Annotated in this window: 12 protein-coding genes; 7 read left to right on the plus strand and 5 right to left on the minus strand. The window is 67.9% G+C overall.

Annotated elements, in window-relative coordinates; translation table 11 throughout:
• The first annotated feature begins 101 nt into the window (after nucleotides 1-101).
• Nucleotides 102-638, plus strand: coding sequence for a hypothetical protein (locus tag E4634_RS13600; protein ID WP_135444782.1), 537 nt, complete (start codon nucleotides 102-104; stop codon nucleotides 636-638).
• A gap of 127 nt (nucleotides 639-765) precedes the next feature.
• Here E4634_RS13600 and E4634_RS13605 read toward each other — a convergent pair whose 3' ends face one another.
• From E4634_RS13605 to E4634_RS13615, 3 genes are all read right to left on the minus strand, one after another.
• Entirely contained in the window at nucleotides 766-1,362 is a 597-nt protein-coding gene (locus tag E4634_RS13605; RefSeq protein ID WP_206046887.1) for a peroxiredoxin, read from the minus strand.
• A 93-nt stretch (nucleotides 1,363-1,455) separates the two neighbouring features.
• Nucleotides 1,456-3,582, minus strand: a complete 2,127-nt coding sequence (locus tag E4634_RS13610; protein ID WP_135444784.1) for a molybdopterin-dependent oxidoreductase — start codon at nucleotides 3,580-3,582, stop codon at nucleotides 1,456-1,458.
• Nucleotides 3,583-3,746: 164 nt separating this feature from the next.
• A complete protein-coding gene (locus tag E4634_RS13615; RefSeq protein ID WP_135444786.1) occupies nucleotides 3,747-4,145 on the minus strand; it encodes a hypothetical protein in 399 nt (132 codons plus the stop codon).
• 280 nt (nucleotides 4,146-4,425) lie between these two features.
• Here E4634_RS13615 and E4634_RS13620 point away from each other — a divergent pair, with 280 nt between their 5' ends.
• Together E4634_RS13620 and E4634_RS22040 are read left to right on the plus strand one after the other, a co-directional pair.
• Nucleotides 4,426-5,538, plus strand: a complete 1,113-nt coding sequence (locus E4634_RS13620; protein ID WP_135444788.1) for a DUF1570 domain-containing protein — start codon at nucleotides 4,426-4,428, stop codon at nucleotides 5,536-5,538.
• A 152-nt stretch (nucleotides 5,539-5,690) separates the two neighbouring features.
• Nucleotides 5,691-7,340, plus strand: coding sequence for a MopE-related protein (locus tag E4634_RS22040; RefSeq protein WP_135444790.1), 1,650 nt, complete (start codon nucleotides 5,691-5,693; stop codon nucleotides 7,338-7,340).
• 18 nt (nucleotides 7,341-7,358) lie between these two features.
• On the opposite strand, the gene E4634_RS13630 is transcribed toward E4634_RS22040, so the two are convergent.
• A complete protein-coding gene (locus E4634_RS13630; RefSeq protein ID WP_135444792.1) occupies nucleotides 7,359-7,547 on the minus strand; it encodes a PLDc N-terminal domain-containing protein in 189 nt (62 codons plus the stop codon).
• Nucleotides 7,548-7,792: 245 nt separating this feature from the next.
• Here E4634_RS13630 and E4634_RS13635 point away from each other — a divergent pair, with 245 nt between their 5' ends.
• The 4 genes from E4634_RS13635 (at nucleotide 7,793) to E4634_RS13650 (ending at nucleotide 13,629) form a co-directional block, all read left to right on the plus strand.
• Nucleotides 7,793-9,403, plus strand: coding sequence for a flavin monoamine oxidase family protein (locus E4634_RS13635; RefSeq protein ID WP_167854918.1), 1,611 nt, complete (start codon nucleotides 7,793-7,795; stop codon nucleotides 9,401-9,403).
• Nucleotides 9,404-9,458: 55 nt separating this feature from the next.
• On the plus strand, nucleotides 9,459-9,953 hold the full coding sequence (locus E4634_RS13640) for a RidA family protein (protein ID WP_135444796.1): 495 nt from the start codon (nucleotides 9,459-9,461) through the stop codon (nucleotides 9,951-9,953).
• A gap of 129 nt (nucleotides 9,954-10,082) precedes the next feature.
• Nucleotides 10,083-11,261, plus strand: coding sequence for an epoxide hydrolase family protein (locus E4634_RS13645; protein WP_135444798.1), 1,179 nt, complete (start codon nucleotides 10,083-10,085; stop codon nucleotides 11,259-11,261).
• Nucleotides 11,262-11,301: 40 nt separating this feature from the next.
• The gene (locus E4634_RS13650) at nucleotides 11,302-13,629 is read left to right on the plus strand and encodes a pyrroloquinoline quinone-dependent dehydrogenase (protein WP_135444800.1); all 2,328 of its coding nucleotides are present in this window, start codon (nucleotides 11,302-11,304) and stop codon (nucleotides 13,627-13,629) included.
• 28 nt (nucleotides 13,630-13,657) lie between these two features.
• Here E4634_RS13650 and E4634_RS13655 read toward each other — a convergent pair whose 3' ends face one another.
• Complete coding sequence (locus E4634_RS13655) at nucleotides 13,658-14,803, minus strand: sulfotransferase family protein (protein WP_135444802.1); 1,146 nt, start codon at nucleotides 14,801-14,803, stop codon at nucleotides 13,658-13,660.
• Nucleotides 14,804-14,889 lie beyond the last annotated feature (86 nt).

Genomic DNA, 14,889 nt, shown 5'->3' on the forward strand with positions numbered 1-14,889 from the left:
CGCCGCCATTCCCACCCCCAAGTAATGCACCCTGCGCATGCGGGGACGCCGCTCGTCCGCGCGTCCCGCCCCAGCGCACTGACCGATACAGGAATCACTGAATGCTGACAGCCAACAAACTGGAAAAAATCATCGAACTTGAAGACAACCTGCGCGCCGAATACCAGTCGCAACTGGAAGCCCGCGATGCGGAAATCGAGTCACTGAAAGCCCGCCAGGCCGAACTCGAGGCCACCGTCGCCCAGCAGCTCGAGACCATCACCGGCCTGTCCGAGAAGGCCACCGCCAACCAGCGTACCGAACAGCTCAACCGCGAACTGAACAACCGCTCCGAGAAGCTGCAGGACGAAGCCGCCGAGCTGAAAAAGCGCGTCAAGGCGCTGCAGAAGGATCTCGGCGAAGTCCGCGACGAGAACAAGGCGCTGAAGCAGTTCGATCCGCCGCGCATGAAGAAGAACCTCGACGCCAACAAGAAGAAGCTGGCCGAGAAGACCCGCGCCGCCGACGCCCTGCAGAAGTCGCTGAACCAGAGCAAGGCGGAAAACGCCGAGTTGCAGCGCAAGCTGAAGGGCCTGGAAGAGCAGGTGGCCGCCAGTGAAGCCGAGCCCGAGACCGAAGAGCGCGAAGAAGCGGCCTGAGTCCCGGCAGCCCTACCCGAGTGGCCGCCAGCGGCGGCCTCATCGACTGATTATTCGAGCACCCGCGCGCACCGACGCCGCGGGTTGCTGATCACCCCCCGCGCGACGCCGCACCCATCACCGCGCCTCAGGGTTGGGCACTGTCCGCGGCGCCGCCCAGTTCACGTACCGCCTCCAGCGACTGCCTGACGTTGTCCGCTGGCGACACACCGCCGATGGTGCGCGCCACCTTGCCGTCCGGGGTGACGATAAAGGTGACGCGCTCGGCGAAGCCGTGGTCGATTTCCACGCCGCGCGAATCCTTGAAGCCGTCCATGCCCTCGCGCACCTGCAGGTCATAGCTGCGCGCGATGGCGCCGTCTGCGTCGGAGGCGACGGCGAGCTTGCCGGCGCAGTAGTCCGGGTCCGCGGAGAAATCCTCGAGCCGCTCGATACTGTCCAGGGACACACCGATCACCGAGGCGCCGGCGGCCTCGAACTCGGCCATGCTGGTGGAGAATTCGTGGGCCTGCACGTTACAACCACCGGTGTAGGCGGAGGGGTAGAAATACACCACCACCGCGCCCTGCTCCAGGGCAGCGGCCAGCGAGTACTCGAAGGCCTTGCCGTCCAGCGCCGCGGGGGCGGTGAACAGGGGCGCGCTGGCGCCGGTGTCCAGCGCGGCCTGGGCATGGAGGGAAAGGGCGAAAACTGCGCTCAGCGCGGCGCGGCGAATCATCGACATGGCGAACATCCTGCGGTTGCAGACGGGGTAAAACAGTGTGACCGGCCGCGCGACCACATTCAATATACCAGCGGATAGTTGCTGGGGAGTCGCTCAGGCCGGCGCCGCGGCGACGCGCACGGACAGCCCGTTGAAGGCAGCGTTGCCGCACACCGGGTCGATATGCGCCTGGTCGGTGACATCGTTGCAGCTGACCCCGCCCTGCTGCGCGGCGATACCCAGGCGCACGCCATCGCGCTGGTGACCCCAGCCGTGGGGCAGGCTGACCACCCCCGGCATCACCTCGTCGCTGCCGAGCACTTCGGTTTCCAGCTCGCCCACCCGCGAGCGCACCACCACCTGCGCGCCGTCGTGCAGGCCGCGCTCGCGCATGTCCTCGGGATGCATCAGCAACTGCCAGCGCGGCTTGCCCTTCACCAGGCGGTGGAAATTGTGCATCCAGGAATTGTTGCTGCGCACGTGGCGGCGGCCGATGAGCAGCAGTTCGCCAGCGCCGGCGGGCTCCGGTGCGTCGAGCAGGCGCGGCAGGTCGGTGAGCAGGAAGTCGACATCCAGGTGGATGGCGCCATCGGCGGTGCACAGGCGCGCGGCGAGGCCCGGTTGTAGCGGGCCGAGGTCAATGCCGTGCGGGTGTTCCCGGAGCTTGTCCAGGCTCAGCGCGGCAGCGGCGCCATTGGCCGCGCCGTGGTAGCCGTGCTGCAGGCCCAGGTCGAGCAGCACGTCCGGCGCCGGCAGCGGCTGCAGTGCCTGCTCCTTGCCGGCGGCGATGTTCACCGCCAGCGCGTTGAGAATCTGCCAGTCGTGCCGCGTGTCCGCCGCCGGTTCGAACACCGGCGCGTTGTAGCGCGCCGTGTCGCGCACCGCCAGGCGGTGGAACACGACATCGTAGTGGTCGTGCTCCAGCGGCCCGGTCGGCGGCAGAATAATGTCAGCGTGGCGGGTGGTCTCGTTGATGTACAGGTCGATGGCCGCCATGAACTCGAGTCCCGCCAGCGCGCGATCCATCTCCCGGCCGTTGGGCGCCGAGAGCACCGGGTTGCCGGCGATGGTCACCAGTCCGCGCACCTGGCCCTCGCCCGGGGTGAGCATCTCCTGCGCCAGCGCCACGCTGGGCAACTCGCCGCCGAACTCGGGCAGGCCGCCGACCCGCGAATGCCAGCGACCGAAACTGCCCGCGCCTTTCTCGCCCGGACGGATGTAACCGAAGGCGGGCGAGGTGAGCATGGCCCCGCCGCGGCGGTCGAGGGAGCCGCACAGGATGTTGATCACCTGGATGGCCCACTGGCAGACGGAACCGAAGGCCTGCACCGATACCCCCATGCGGCCGTAACAGACCGACGCCGGGGCGCGCGCCATGTCCCGCGCCAGGGCGCGAATATCCTCCGCGGCGATACCGCTGCGCGCCTGCGCCAGGTCCGCGGTGAACGGTGCCACCGCGGCACGCACCGCCTCGACGCCGCGCAGCAGCGGCGCGAGTTCGCCGGCATCGACCAGGTCCTCATCGAACAGGGTATGCAAGATAGCCAGCAGTACGAAGGCGTCGCTGCCCGGGCGGATGAAGTGGTGGCGGTCGGCGATAGCCGCGGTCTCCGTGCGCCGCGGGTCGACCACCACGACGCGGCCGCCGCGCTGGCGTATCGCCTTCAGGCGCCGGGTGACGTCGGGCACGGTCATGATGCTGCCATTGGAGGCCACCGGGTTGGCGCCGAAGATGAGCATGAACTGCGTGTGGTCGATATCCGGCACCGGCAGCAGCGCCTGGTGGCCATACAGCGCCCAGGACACCAGCTGGTGCGGCAGCTGGTCCAGCGACGTGGCCGAGTAGGTGTTGCGCGTGGCCAGCGCCTTGCGCAGCAGTCCGCCGTGGGTCATGCAGCCGTAGTTGTGCACGTTGGGATTGCCGGCGTAGATCGCCACAGCATCGTCGCCGTGGCTGCGCTGCAACCGGGACAGTTCGCGGCCCACCGTTGCGAAAGCCTCGTCCCAGCCGATCACCTGCCAGCCGCCGTCGACCCGCTTTACCGGCTGGCGCAGGCGGTCCGGGTCCTCGTGCAGGTCCTGCAGGGCCACCGCCTTGGGGCAGACGTGGCCGCGGCTGAACGGGTCCTCGCGGTCGCCGCGGATCGACAGGATCTCCTCGCCGCGGGTCCTGATCTCCAGGCCGCAGATCGCCTCGCACAGGTGGCAGGCGCGGTAGTGGGTGGTGATGGAGTCGGTCATGGCGGCCTCCTGCCGGCTGCGCGCCGGGTTGCGGAAGCGAAAGCCTAGCACCAGCGGCGCAGTGGATCGCTGACAATTACCGCCATTCGGCTGACAAATCAGCCAAGCCGGGCGCCGCCGATTGGCGTCTGGGCGGCGCCCGGTGTTGTCGCCCGCGCAGGGCGCTAGTGGATGGCTACTCCGGTGTCGCCCGCGCTGGTCTGGGCGCGCTGCCCGTGCAGGCGCGCCAGGGCGGAGAGTTCTTCGCCGGCGTCGGACTCGGGCAGGCCGCCGAGCATCAGCGCGCGGGTCGCCAGTTTCAGGTAGTCGCCCTTGCTGTTGTCGCCGCGGGCGCGGGCGCCCTCGAAATGCAGCCAGCAGTTGGAGGCCAGTTCGCGAAAGGCGCTGTCGGCACTGCCGTATTCCATGCGCACGACGGTGTTCTCGACCTGGGCGCGATCGGCCAGGCGCAGGCGCAGGTCGCCGGCGCGCACGGCACTGAACGCGCCCTCGTCGACCAGGCTCTGCAGGGTGTCCAGAACAGCATTGGAGTATTCGAGATGGTTCCGCATATATCCGAGCATGATTCCCCTCCGGGGTAATTATTGGTATATGACCGGCGCGGCGGTTTACGTCGAACTGTATTTGCGGGATCAGGCAGAACGACCCGCGCGCTCCAGTCGGAGGCCAGTTTACGCCCGGTGTCAAATGTTGGGCCACGAAAAAACACCTGTTTCTGTAAAAAAATGTGACCGCGCTCACTCTCGACGCCGCGGCAGGTAATCCATTACCCTGCGTTGTCATCCTGCCAGTTCCGTTTCGTTTGCCCCGTTCCGTACACCTCGCCCCGGGAATCGTCCCCCGATGAACTCGCCCCGCTCATGGCTGGCTCTGGCCCTGCTCTGCGCTATCGGCCTGGCGGGCGCGCTCGCACTGCGCCCCGGCACCGGCGGACCCGCTGCCCCGGTAGCCGCACCGCCCGTGTCCGCCGACGGTGCTGCCGCAGCCGACCCGCAGGAGGCCCGCATACCCCGCGGCCCGGTGCCACCGTTGCGCAGTGCGGTGAACCGGCCCGGCGAGCACGGCGCGCTCGAACCCATGTTCTGTACCAGGCCGGCCAGCGGCAGGCGCCAAACACCTACCAGCCCGCCGGTCTACCGCTGGGTCGATGACCAGGGACAGACCCACCTGTCCGAAACGCCGCCGCGCAGCTATATACCCACTGTCCTGGACGCGACCGGCGCGGAGCGCGATTTCAGCTACGAGATCCTCAGCGAGGACACCTTGCCGGCGCAGTTCGAGACACACCTGCGCACCGGCGCCAAACGCATCTACGATACCTGGCATTTTTTCCTCGGCGAACAGCGCCTGCAGCAGGCGCACATCCGGTTGCAGGTGATCGGCGACGCCGCCCGCTACGCCGCTGTGCAGGCGCAGGTCTGGCCCGACAGCCAGCCCACCATCGGCTTTTACAGCCCGCTGCGAAATACCGCCTACGTAAGCTTCGATGCGCAACGCCCGGGCGAGGCCATGCGCACCGCCTACCACGAGATCTCGCACCTGGTCAGCGCCAACCTGCTCGGTCCGACCCCGCCCTGGCTCAACGAGGGACTCGCGGAATACTTCGAAACCATGCGTGTGCGCGGCGAAGGTGCGCGCTTCGTTCTCGACCGGGCGCACCTGCAACTGCTGCGGCGCAACGGCGTACCCGCGCTGGACGATCTGCTGACAAAAGACAGGCAGGCCTGGCATACGCAGCGCCGCGCGCGCAATTACGCCGCGGCCTGGTCGCTGGTGCACTTCCTGATGCAGGACAACGCCGGACGTTACGCGCTCAAGGAGCTCATCGAGCAGATCCACGCCAATTTCTGCCGACCCTTCTCGGCGCGACTGGCGCTGTACTCCGCCTACCCCGGGGGCACTGCGCGACTCGAGTCGGAATGGCGCAGCTGGCTGCGCAGCCAATCAGCGCAATAGGTACGCGGCAACGGTCCGACATTGGGGCCCGCATCACCTCCGGTTATATCTCGAAATAACCAGAAACGATTGGAGAGTCGCCGGCGTGTGACTTTCAATACTCGATCCTACTGAAAGTTTCCTGCAGTGAAATACGGGATCGGGCAGTCACTATGAACGCGACCTCAAATAAGAAAAGCATCGCCCTGCGCCTGGCGCTGGGCCTGCCCATCGTAATGCTGGCGAGCTGTCGCCTGGTGATCACCACGGGTGACGGTGGCCACATCGAGTCCGCCTCCGGCGAGTACGACTGCAGCGAGCCATCCTGCGTCTTCCCGATTACCGGGGAAGTCACTGAAACCTATACAGCGGTGCCTGCCGAGGGCTTCCGCTTCGTGCGCTGGAAAACGATCTGTGTAAGCTCGCCCACACCGGTGTGTACCGCGACCATCGCCCCGCTGCCGGAAGCGCACAAGGACGACGAGGGCGACATCGGCCTGTCCGCCGAGTTCGAGCCGGTGACCAGCGTGCGCGCCTGGTACCGCGACGAGGACGGGGATTTGTACGGCCACGGCAGCGTATCGGTGATGTCCGCCGAACAGCCCGAGGGCTATGTCGTCCAGGCCGGCGACTGCAACGACTACGACGAGGACGTCCACCCCTGGCACAAGGAAGTCGAGGACGGCAAGGACAACAACTGCAACGGCATGCTCGACGAGGGCTATGTCGATACCCTGTTCTACCTCGACAGCGACGGCGACCGCTACGGCGACCCGGAGGTCAGCCTGCTCTCGCTGCGCAAGCCCGCGGGCTACGTACCCAACAAGCTGGATTGCGACGACACGCAGAAATCCGACTACCCCGGCGCGCAGGAAACCCTGGACGGCCGCGACAACGACTGTGATGGCGATGTCGATGAAGCGGACACCACCTGGTATGTCGATCTCGACGGCGACGGCTATGGCCGTGCCTTTGGTGCCCGGCAGTCGCTGGAACCGATCCCGGACCACGTCACCCGGGGCGGCGATTGTGACGACGACAACAGCGCCATCTACCCCGCCGCGGGCGAGGTCTTCGACAGTGTCGACAACAATTGCGACGGCGTGATCGACGAGGGCTTTGTTACCTACGAATTCTTCCGCGACGTGGACGGCGACGGCTTCGGCGCTCCCGGCGACAGCATTGTGGCGCCGCGCGCCCCCGAGGGCTACGTCGACAACCAGCGCGACAACTGCCCCAACGCGTACAACCCGGACCAGCTGGACAGCGACGGAGACGGCCTCGGCGATGCCTGCGACATCGTGGACAACCCGGTACCTGCTCCGACCCCGACTCCGCCGCCGGCCCCGACTCCCACTCCGCCGCCTACGCCGACACCGCCGCCCGGCTGCACGGTCTCCGCCGAAGCCCAGGCCATGCTCGACGCGGTCAACAGTTTCCGCTCGCAACGGCGCAGCTGTGGTGCCCGCGGCACCTTCAACGCGGCCCCCGCACTGACCTGGAACTGCAAACTGGAGAGCGCCGCGCTGGGCCACTCCAGGGACATGGCGAACAACAACTTCTTCAGCCACACCGGCTCCAACGGCTCGAGCCTGGGCACGCGAGCGTCACAAGCGGGCTACAGCTGGTCGGCACTGGCCGAGAATATCGCCGCCGGAACGTCGTTGAGTTCACCGACTGCCGCGGTACAGGCGTGGATCAGCAGCGACGGCCACTGCGCCAACATGATGGGTGCGTCCTACGTGCACATCGGCGCTGCCAAGTTCAGCAACGCCTCCAGCACCTACGGACTGTACTGGACGCAGATGTTCGGCCGGCCCTAGCGGCCGGCCGGGGAAAGCCTATCGCGAGCTTGAGCGCGGCCCGGCAAAGAACCAGATCACCACGCCGAGCAGCGGCAGGAACAGGACCAGCAGAATCCACAGCAGCTTCTTCACGTTGTCCGCGCTGCTGCCGAGGATGTTGATAATCGCCCAGATGTCGGCGACGAAGATCAGGAATCCGAAGATTCCACCTACCTTGATATCCATGCAATTCCCCTTATTGCAGCCGGCGTAGCGACAGGCCTGTCAGCACTGTCGCACACCGGCGATAACACCTGCCGCGCGCCGCGGACACACCCACCAGCACAACGACTTACCGCAACAGCATAGCAGTTGAACATCGCCGCGAGCCAAGCCGCGCTGCCCGGGCGTACGTGTTCGTCGGCGGCCTGTGTATACTCGACGCAAGGCCGTGGCGTCGCATGCGACGACGACAGCGTGGAGAATCGCCCATGAAAACCGACCTCACCCGCCGCCAGGCGCTGCTGTTGCTGGCGCAGGCCGCGGGCTCGTCCGCAGTCGCCTTCCAGGCCGCGCGCGCCTTCGGCTTCGCCGCCGACCCGGGCGAGGCGCAACCGGTACAGCTGCGCCCCCTGGGCGAGCGCAAGCGCTCGGTGATCATCCTCGGTGCGGGCATCAGCGGCCTGGTCAGCGCCTATGAATTGCAGCGCGCCGGCTACGACGTCACCCTGTTCGAGGCCTCCGGGCGCCTCGGCGGGCGCAACCTCACCGTGCGTCACGGTGATGTTATCGACGAGGCCGGCAACCGGCAGACCTGCCGCTTCGACGACCAGCCTCACCTGTATTTCAATGCCGGGCCCGCGCGCATCCCCGCGGTGCACACCGGCATCATGCACTACTGCCGCGCCCTCGGTGTGGAAATGGAGCTGTTCAGCAACCACAACAAGAACTGCTTCACCCAGGACGACGACGCCTTCGGCGGCAAGCCGATGCGCATCCGCGAAGTAGAGGCCGACGCCCGCGGCTTCATGGCCGAACTCCTGGCCAAGACCCTGCCCGGCGCCGGGCTCGACCAGCCCTTCGACGCCCAGGACCTGGAGCGCCTGCGCGCCTTCCTGAAAAGCTACGGCGATCTCGACCACAACTACCGCTACCGTGGTTCGGCCCGCGCCGGATACGCCGCCGGCGGTGCGCTGGAGCCCGGGGTCATCCGCGACCCGCTCGCGTTTCGCGAATTGCTCAGGACAACCTTCACCACCGGGCCGCTGAACTGGCGGGACATGCCCTGGCCGGACCACGGCGCGATGAACTTCGCCGAGGGCGAGGACCAGGCGCCGGCCATGCTGACCCCGCGCGGAGGCATGGACCAGATCGTGCAGGGTTTCGCCCGCGCGCTGCACTGCGACATCCGTCTCGGCGCCCATGTTCAGCGCGTCACCCTGGGCGAGGACGGGGTCGACATCGACTACCGCCAGGACGGCGAGCTGCGCTCGGCGCGCGGCGATTACTGCCTCAATTGCATTCCCACGCACCTGATGACCGGCATCGCCAACAATTTCCCGGTGGACTACAACTGGGCGCTGGGCACCGCCCAGCCCGGCAAGATGTTCAAGATCGGCCTGCAGGCCAGCGAGCGCTTCTGGGAGGCCGAGGGCATCTACGCCGGCATCAGCTGGACCCGGCAGGACATCACCCAGATCTGGTATCCGCAACAGGGCATCTTCGCGCGCAAGGGAATCGTGCTGGGCGCCTATGCCTGGGACCCGGCCATCATCGACCGCTTCGCCCCCCTGGATCACACCCAGCGCCTGGCCAAGGCCCTGGCCGAGGGCGAGAGGGTGCACCCGCACGGTTACACCCGCTACATGGAGAACGGCGTCTCCATCTGCTGGCACCGCATGAACCATATGATGGGCTGCAATTCCCACTGGAGCGCCGAGGGCCTGGAGCGCGGCTACCCCATCCTCAGCCAACCCGCCGGACGGCACTACATGATGGGCGACCAGCTCAGCCTGCTCTCCGGCTGGCAGGAGGGCGCCGTGCGCTCCGCCTGGCGCGCGCTGGAAGACATCGAACGGCGCGAACACGCGGCCGCCGTATAACCACGGGGTCGCCGCGCGACCCGAACACCTGCCATCCCACCCCAGGAGTCCACCGATGAAACACGCACTGTCCGCCAGCCTGCTCGCAATTACCGTGTGCGCCGCCGCCAGCTACGCGGCCGAGGTCACCCGCTATCCCCTGCCCGACAACAGCACGTTCCCCATCGCCGCCGCGGTTGAGGTGCCCGGTAACGCCGTAGTCTACGAAAGCGGCAAGGTACCGGCGCCCAGGGACCCCACCGCCAAGGGCGACCCGGCCGCGTTCTGGGGCAACACCGAGGAGCAGACCGACTCGGTGCTCGGCCGCATCGAGGCGTCGCTCAAGGCCAAGGGCCTGGACATGGGGGACGTGGTCAAGATGACGGTATTCCTGGTCGGCGACCCGGCCATGGGCGGCAAGATGGACTTCGCCGGTTTCATGAAAAGCTACTCGCGCCACTTCGGTACCGAGGCGCAGCCGAACCTGCCCGCGCGCTCCGCGGTACAGGTTGCCGGACTGGTGGCCGAGGGCATGCTGGTGGAGATCGAGGTGATCGCCGTCCGGCCCTGACCGGCGCGCAGCGCGAGGACCCGGCCCGGCGACAGGGCCGGTCGACGGCGGTGCGGGCATTGTCGAGAACGCCGCGGCCCCTGCCCGCATAATGCCGACGATACCCACCGGCAGCGGGAACGCGCGGCCATGCAGCCAACGCCATTCACACTCGACGTCCCCCAGGCGCAGCTCGACGACCTGCACGCGCGCCTGGACGCCACGCGCTGGCCGGACGACCTCGACAACGCGGATTGGCGCTACGGCGTAGAGGCCGGCTGGCTGCGCGAGATGGTCCAGTACTGGCGCGCGGAGTACGACTGGCGCGCCACCGAGCGGCGCATCAACGCGCTGCCCAACTACCGCGTGGAGATCGACGGCAACCCGCTGCACTTCGTTCACCTGCGCGGCAAGGGTCCCGCGCCGACACCCCTGTTGCTGATCCACGGCTGGCCGTGGACCTTCATGGATTTCGAAGCCGTCATCGGCCCGCTGACCGATCCCGCCAGTCACGGCGGCGACCCGGTGGATGCCTTCGACCTGGTCATCCCCTCGCTGCCCGGGCACGGCCTGTCCATGCCGCTGGCGCACAGCGGATTGGACGTGCCGGCGCACGCGGCGCTGTTCAGCAAACTGATGACCAAAGTGCTGGGCTATACCGGGTTCGGCGTGGCCGGCGGCGACTGGGGCGCGGCGATCAGCCACCTCATCGCCCACCACTTCCCGCAGCAGGTGACCGGCCTGCTCGCCAGCATCCCCTACTATCCCGGCCTGGACCTCAACACCCTGGCCGCGCAGGACTACGCCGCGGACGAGCAGTGGATGCTCGAGCGCTCGTCCACCATCACGCCACAGGTGATCAGCCATTTCGTCGTGCAAAGCAACGAGCCGCAGACCCTGGCCTATGCCCTGGCCGACTCGCCGGTCGGTACCGCCGCCTGGCTGTGGGCGCGACGGCGCGCCTGGAGCGACTGCGACGGCGATGTGCTCGCGGCCTTCGACCGCGATTTCCTGTGCACCCAGGCCTCGCTGTACTGGCTCAACGGCAGCATCGCCACCTCGCTGCGCACCTACTGCGAACACGCCCGCGCCGGCGGCCTGCCGTTCCGGCCGCTGCACCAGCGCACGCCGGTGATCGACACGCCCTGCGGCTACCTGGTCGCGCCGCGCGAGGTGATGCTCATTCCGCGCGCCCCGGTGGCGCGCAACACCAACCTGCAGCGCTGGACCTGCCTGCCGCGCGGCGGGCACTTTTCCTTCGCCGAGGCGCCGGAGCTGTGGACGCAGGAGCTGCGCGACTTCTTCCGGCCGCTGCGCAGCGCCAGCTGACGCGCGACGCCAACCGACAGGAACCCCACCGGACTTGACCATGCCCCGCCTCGCCACCTGGATTTTCACCGCCCTGTTCGCCGCGCTGGGCATCGCCCACGCCATCGGCGGAACCCAATTGCTGCTGGCCGGCGGCAGCGGCTACTTCCTGCTCGCCGGCGTCCTGCTGCTGGGCACGGCGCTGGCCCTGGGCCTGGGGCGCGGCGCGGCGGTGAGCCTGTACGGGCTGTACCTGCTGCTGACCCTGGGCTGGAGCTGGTGGGAAGTGGGCCTGGACGGCTGGGCCCTGGCACCGCGCCTGCTGCAGCCGGCGGTACTCGGCCTGCTGTTCACCGCACTGCCGTTCTCCGCGTTGCGCGGCAGGCCCTGGCGCGGGACGGTAACCCTGCCCGCCCTGGCCTGCTGCGCGCTGGTCGCCATCGCCGGCATCGCCGCGGTACTGCCCGACACGCGCCCGCTGTACAAGATCCCGCCGGAGCAGGTGGCCGAGGCCGCCAGCGAGTGGCGCAACTGGGGCAACACGCCGGGCGGCACGCGCTTTGTGGCCAGCAACCAGATCAACACGGTGAACGTGGACCAGCTGGAACTGGCCTGGCGCTACGACTCGGACCTGCCGCTGCCGCTCTACCCGAATTTCGAGGTGACCCCGCTGATGGCCGACGGCCGCCTGTACGCCTGCCTCAAGGCCGGGGTGGTGGTAGCGCTGGAAGCGGAGAGCGGTCGTGAGGTCTGGCGCTACACCACGCCGGACCTCGACAGCTTCGATTTCACCGCAGTGTTCGGCGCCAAGTGCCGTGGCGTGTCGTTCTACGAGTCACCGCAGCCGCAGGCGCAGTGCGGCCAACGGGTGATTTTCGCCAGCCCCGACGGCCGCCTGCGCGCGGTGGACGCCGCCACCGGCGAAGCCTGCGCGGGCTTCGGGAAGAACGGCGCGGTCGACCTGCACGCGGGCATGGCGCGGCAATTGCCGGAGTCGCGCCGCAAGGTCGCGGCGATCCCCTCCTCGCCGCCGGCCATTATCGACGGCGTCATCGTGGTCGGCCAGACCGTCTCCGACCTCGCCTCGCTGGATGCACCCTCCGGCGTGGTGCGCGGCTACGACGCCGAGACCGGCGCCCTGCGCTGGGCCTGGAACGCGGCCCAGGCCGAAGGTGAGGACCCGGACGACGCCTACGCCCGCGCCACGCCCAATGCCTGGGGGCCGATCAGCGGCGACCCGGACCTCGGGCTGGTATTCGTACCGCTGGGCAACAGCCCGCCGGACTACTACGGCGGCCAGCGGCCGGAGTCGCTGGACCGCTTCACCACCGCCATCATTGCCCTCGACGCCGCGAGCGGCAGGCTGCGCTGGTCATTCCAGACCGTGCACCACGACCTGTGGGACTACGACCTCGCCGCGCAGCCGGTGGCCGTGGACCTGCCCGGTGAATACGGCAAGGTGCCTGCGCTGCTGGTGCCCACCAAGCTGGCAGAGATCTTCGTACTCGACCGGCGCACCGGCAGACCCATCGACCCGGTGATAGAACAGCCGGTACCCCAGGGCGGCGTACCCGGGGAGCGCACCGCGCCGACCCAGCCGCAGACCACCGGCTTCCCGTCCCTGGCCGGCCCGAAGTTGCGCGAGGAGGACATGTGGGGCATGACCCCGCTGGACCAGCTGTGGTGCCGGCTGCGCTTTCGCCAGGCCAATTACGAGGGCCCATTCACCCCGGTTACCGAACAGGACACCATCATGTTTCCCGGCACCGCCGGGGGCATCAACTGGGGCAGCGTGTCGGTGGATACCGAACGCGGCCTGCTGGTGGTCAACACCCTGCGCTTCGCCAACTTCGGCCGCCTGATCCGCCGCGAGCAGGCCGCGGCGGAGAAGTTTGGCGGCAAGGAGGGCACGGCGGTGTTCGAACAGGCCGGCACGCCGTACATCTTCGCCCAGTCGACGTTCATGTCGCCGCTCGGTGTGCCCTGCCAGCGCCCGCCCTACGGCACCATCCACGGCCTCGACCTCGCCTCGCGGCGACAGGTGTGGAGCCACAGTTTCGGCACCTCGGCGAAGTCCGGCCCGTTCAACATCCCGACCCTGCTGCCGATCCGCATGGGCGTGCCGAACATGGGCGGCTCGATCATCACCGCCGGCGGCGTCGCGTTTATCGGCGCCGCGCAGGACCGCAAACTGCGCGCCCTGGACAGCGCCAGCGGCCGGGAACTGTGGAGTTACGAGCTGCCGGCGATCGCCGCGGCGACGCCGATGTCATTCGTCTCCGCCAGCGACGGGCGGCAGTACGTGGTGATCGCCGCGGGCGGCCACTACGGCATTCCCGGCCCCTCCGCGGCGGCCATCCTCGCCTTCGCCCTGCCGCGCGCGGAATAACCCCGGCGCGCGGGCGGCGCCGGGAGTCTCAGAACTTCACCACCACGCCAAAGCGCTCGCAGTAGTCGCGGTAGCGCTCGCGGATGGCGCCTGCGCTGAGACCGTAGTCGGCCAGGTTGTACTGGTGACTGCCGTGCTTGCCCTTGGGGTTGGCGGCCATGTAGGCGTGCATCGCCGCCTCGGCGGCGTCGGTGAAGGGCTCGTCGAAATGCGCGTACAACTTGCGCAACTCGCCGATCGGGTCGCGCATCACGTCGGCGTACTGCAGGTCGTAGATCGCGTCCCATCCGTGCTGCGTCTTGTAGGCCAGGGTGCGCTCGATCATCACGTCGAAGGTCTCCAGCAGCATCTGCCCGATCGCCTCGAGATCGACCTGCTCGCTGAACATCGGCCGCACCGCCTTGAGCAGGCTGCACGCCGAAGCCACCACGTCCACCGGGTCGCGGTGGGTCATGGCCAGCCGCGCATCCGGGTAGACCTCGGTCAGCGCATCCAGGTACAGCGGATGCCAGGGGTTCTTCAGGGTCCAGTTGCCCGGCGCGTGGGCCTGCAGCAGCTGCAGGAAACGCTTGTGGAATCGAAACGCCGGCAGGTAGTCCGCCTCGTGCAGGAACCACTGGTGGTAGGACGGCACGTGGTACATGGAATCGTAGTACTGCGACACAAACGTCGGCGCCATGGCGAACTGGCACTCGGTGGGACTGTCGGCATCCTCGTAGTGAATCGCGGCGATATGCGGCGCGTATTTCAGCGCCATCTGGGTCTGCGCCTGGCAGGCGTCATAGCGCGGCCCGGCGTGCAACTCCTCCGGACGCGGCGGCGGCACGGGGTCCAGCGATTCCCAGCGCAGGAAACTACGCCGGGCGGGATCGACGCTCAACAGGTTGATCGCCAGGGTGGTTCCGGTGCGCGGCAAACCGAACACGAACAGTGGCTTTTCAACCGGCTGCTCGAGCAGCTGCGGATGCTGCGCCAGGTAATCCTCGACCTTGAACTGGATCGCCAGCGAACTCACCAGGTTGGCCTCCACCCCCTGCGCACCGCGCTCTGATAACAGCGCCTCGTCGTTGAGCGCATCCACGAGGCGCTCCAGGGCCTGCAAACTGTAGGGCTCGGGTTCGCGCTTGCTATCAGCCTGCGCGCGGGCACTCTCGATGATCTGGGCGACTTGCATGGTGGGCTCCTTGGGCTGGCTTTCGTGACCGCAGATATTCAACACCACTGTTGTAAATGTCAATCTGCGGGTTGGGTTTGATCCGC

It is taken from the genome of Mangrovimicrobium sediminis, from assembly GCF_004745945.1.
Taxonomy (GTDB): domain Bacteria; phylum Pseudomonadota; class Gammaproteobacteria; order Pseudomonadales; family Halieaceae; genus Mangrovimicrobium; species Mangrovimicrobium sediminis.

Excerpts from the sequence above, each read along its gene's own strand:
- E4634_RS13600 (WP_135444782.1), top strand. The coding sequence starts at position 102 with ATGCTGACAGCCAACAAACTGGAAAAAATCATCGAACTTGAAGACAAC.
- E4634_RS13605 (WP_206046887.1), bottom strand. The coding sequence starts at position 1,362 with ATGTCGATGATTCGCCGCGCCGCGCTGAGCGCAGTTTTCGCCCTTTCC.
- E4634_RS13610 (WP_135444784.1), bottom strand. The coding sequence starts at position 3,582 with ATGACCGACTCCATCACCACCCACTACCGCGCCTGCCACCTGTGCGAG.
- E4634_RS13615 (WP_135444786.1), bottom strand. The coding sequence starts at position 4,145 with ATGCTCGGATATATGCGGAACCATCTCGAATACTCCAATGCTGTTCTG.
- E4634_RS13620 (WP_135444788.1), top strand. The coding sequence starts at position 4,426 with ATGAACTCGCCCCGCTCATGGCTGGCTCTGGCCCTGCTCTGCGCTATC.
- E4634_RS22040 (WP_135444790.1), top strand. The coding sequence starts at position 5,691 with ATGAACGCGACCTCAAATAAGAAAAGCATCGCCCTGCGCCTGGCGCTG.
- E4634_RS13630 (WP_135444792.1), bottom strand. The coding sequence starts at position 7,547 with ATGGATATCAAGGTAGGTGGAATCTTCGGATTCCTGATCTTCGTCGCC.
- E4634_RS13635 (WP_167854918.1), top strand. The coding sequence starts at position 7,793 with ATGAAAACCGACCTCACCCGCCGCCAGGCGCTGCTGTTGCTGGCGCAG.
- E4634_RS13640 (WP_135444796.1), top strand. The coding sequence starts at position 9,459 with ATGAAACACGCACTGTCCGCCAGCCTGCTCGCAATTACCGTGTGCGCC.
- E4634_RS13645 (WP_135444798.1), top strand. The coding sequence starts at position 10,083 with ATGCAGCCAACGCCATTCACACTCGACGTCCCCCAGGCGCAGCTCGAC.
- E4634_RS13650 (WP_135444800.1), top strand. The coding sequence starts at position 11,302 with ATGCCCCGCCTCGCCACCTGGATTTTCACCGCCCTGTTCGCCGCGCTG.
- E4634_RS13655 (WP_135444802.1), bottom strand. The coding sequence starts at position 14,803 with ATGCAAGTCGCCCAGATCATCGAGAGTGCCCGCGCGCAGGCTGATAGC.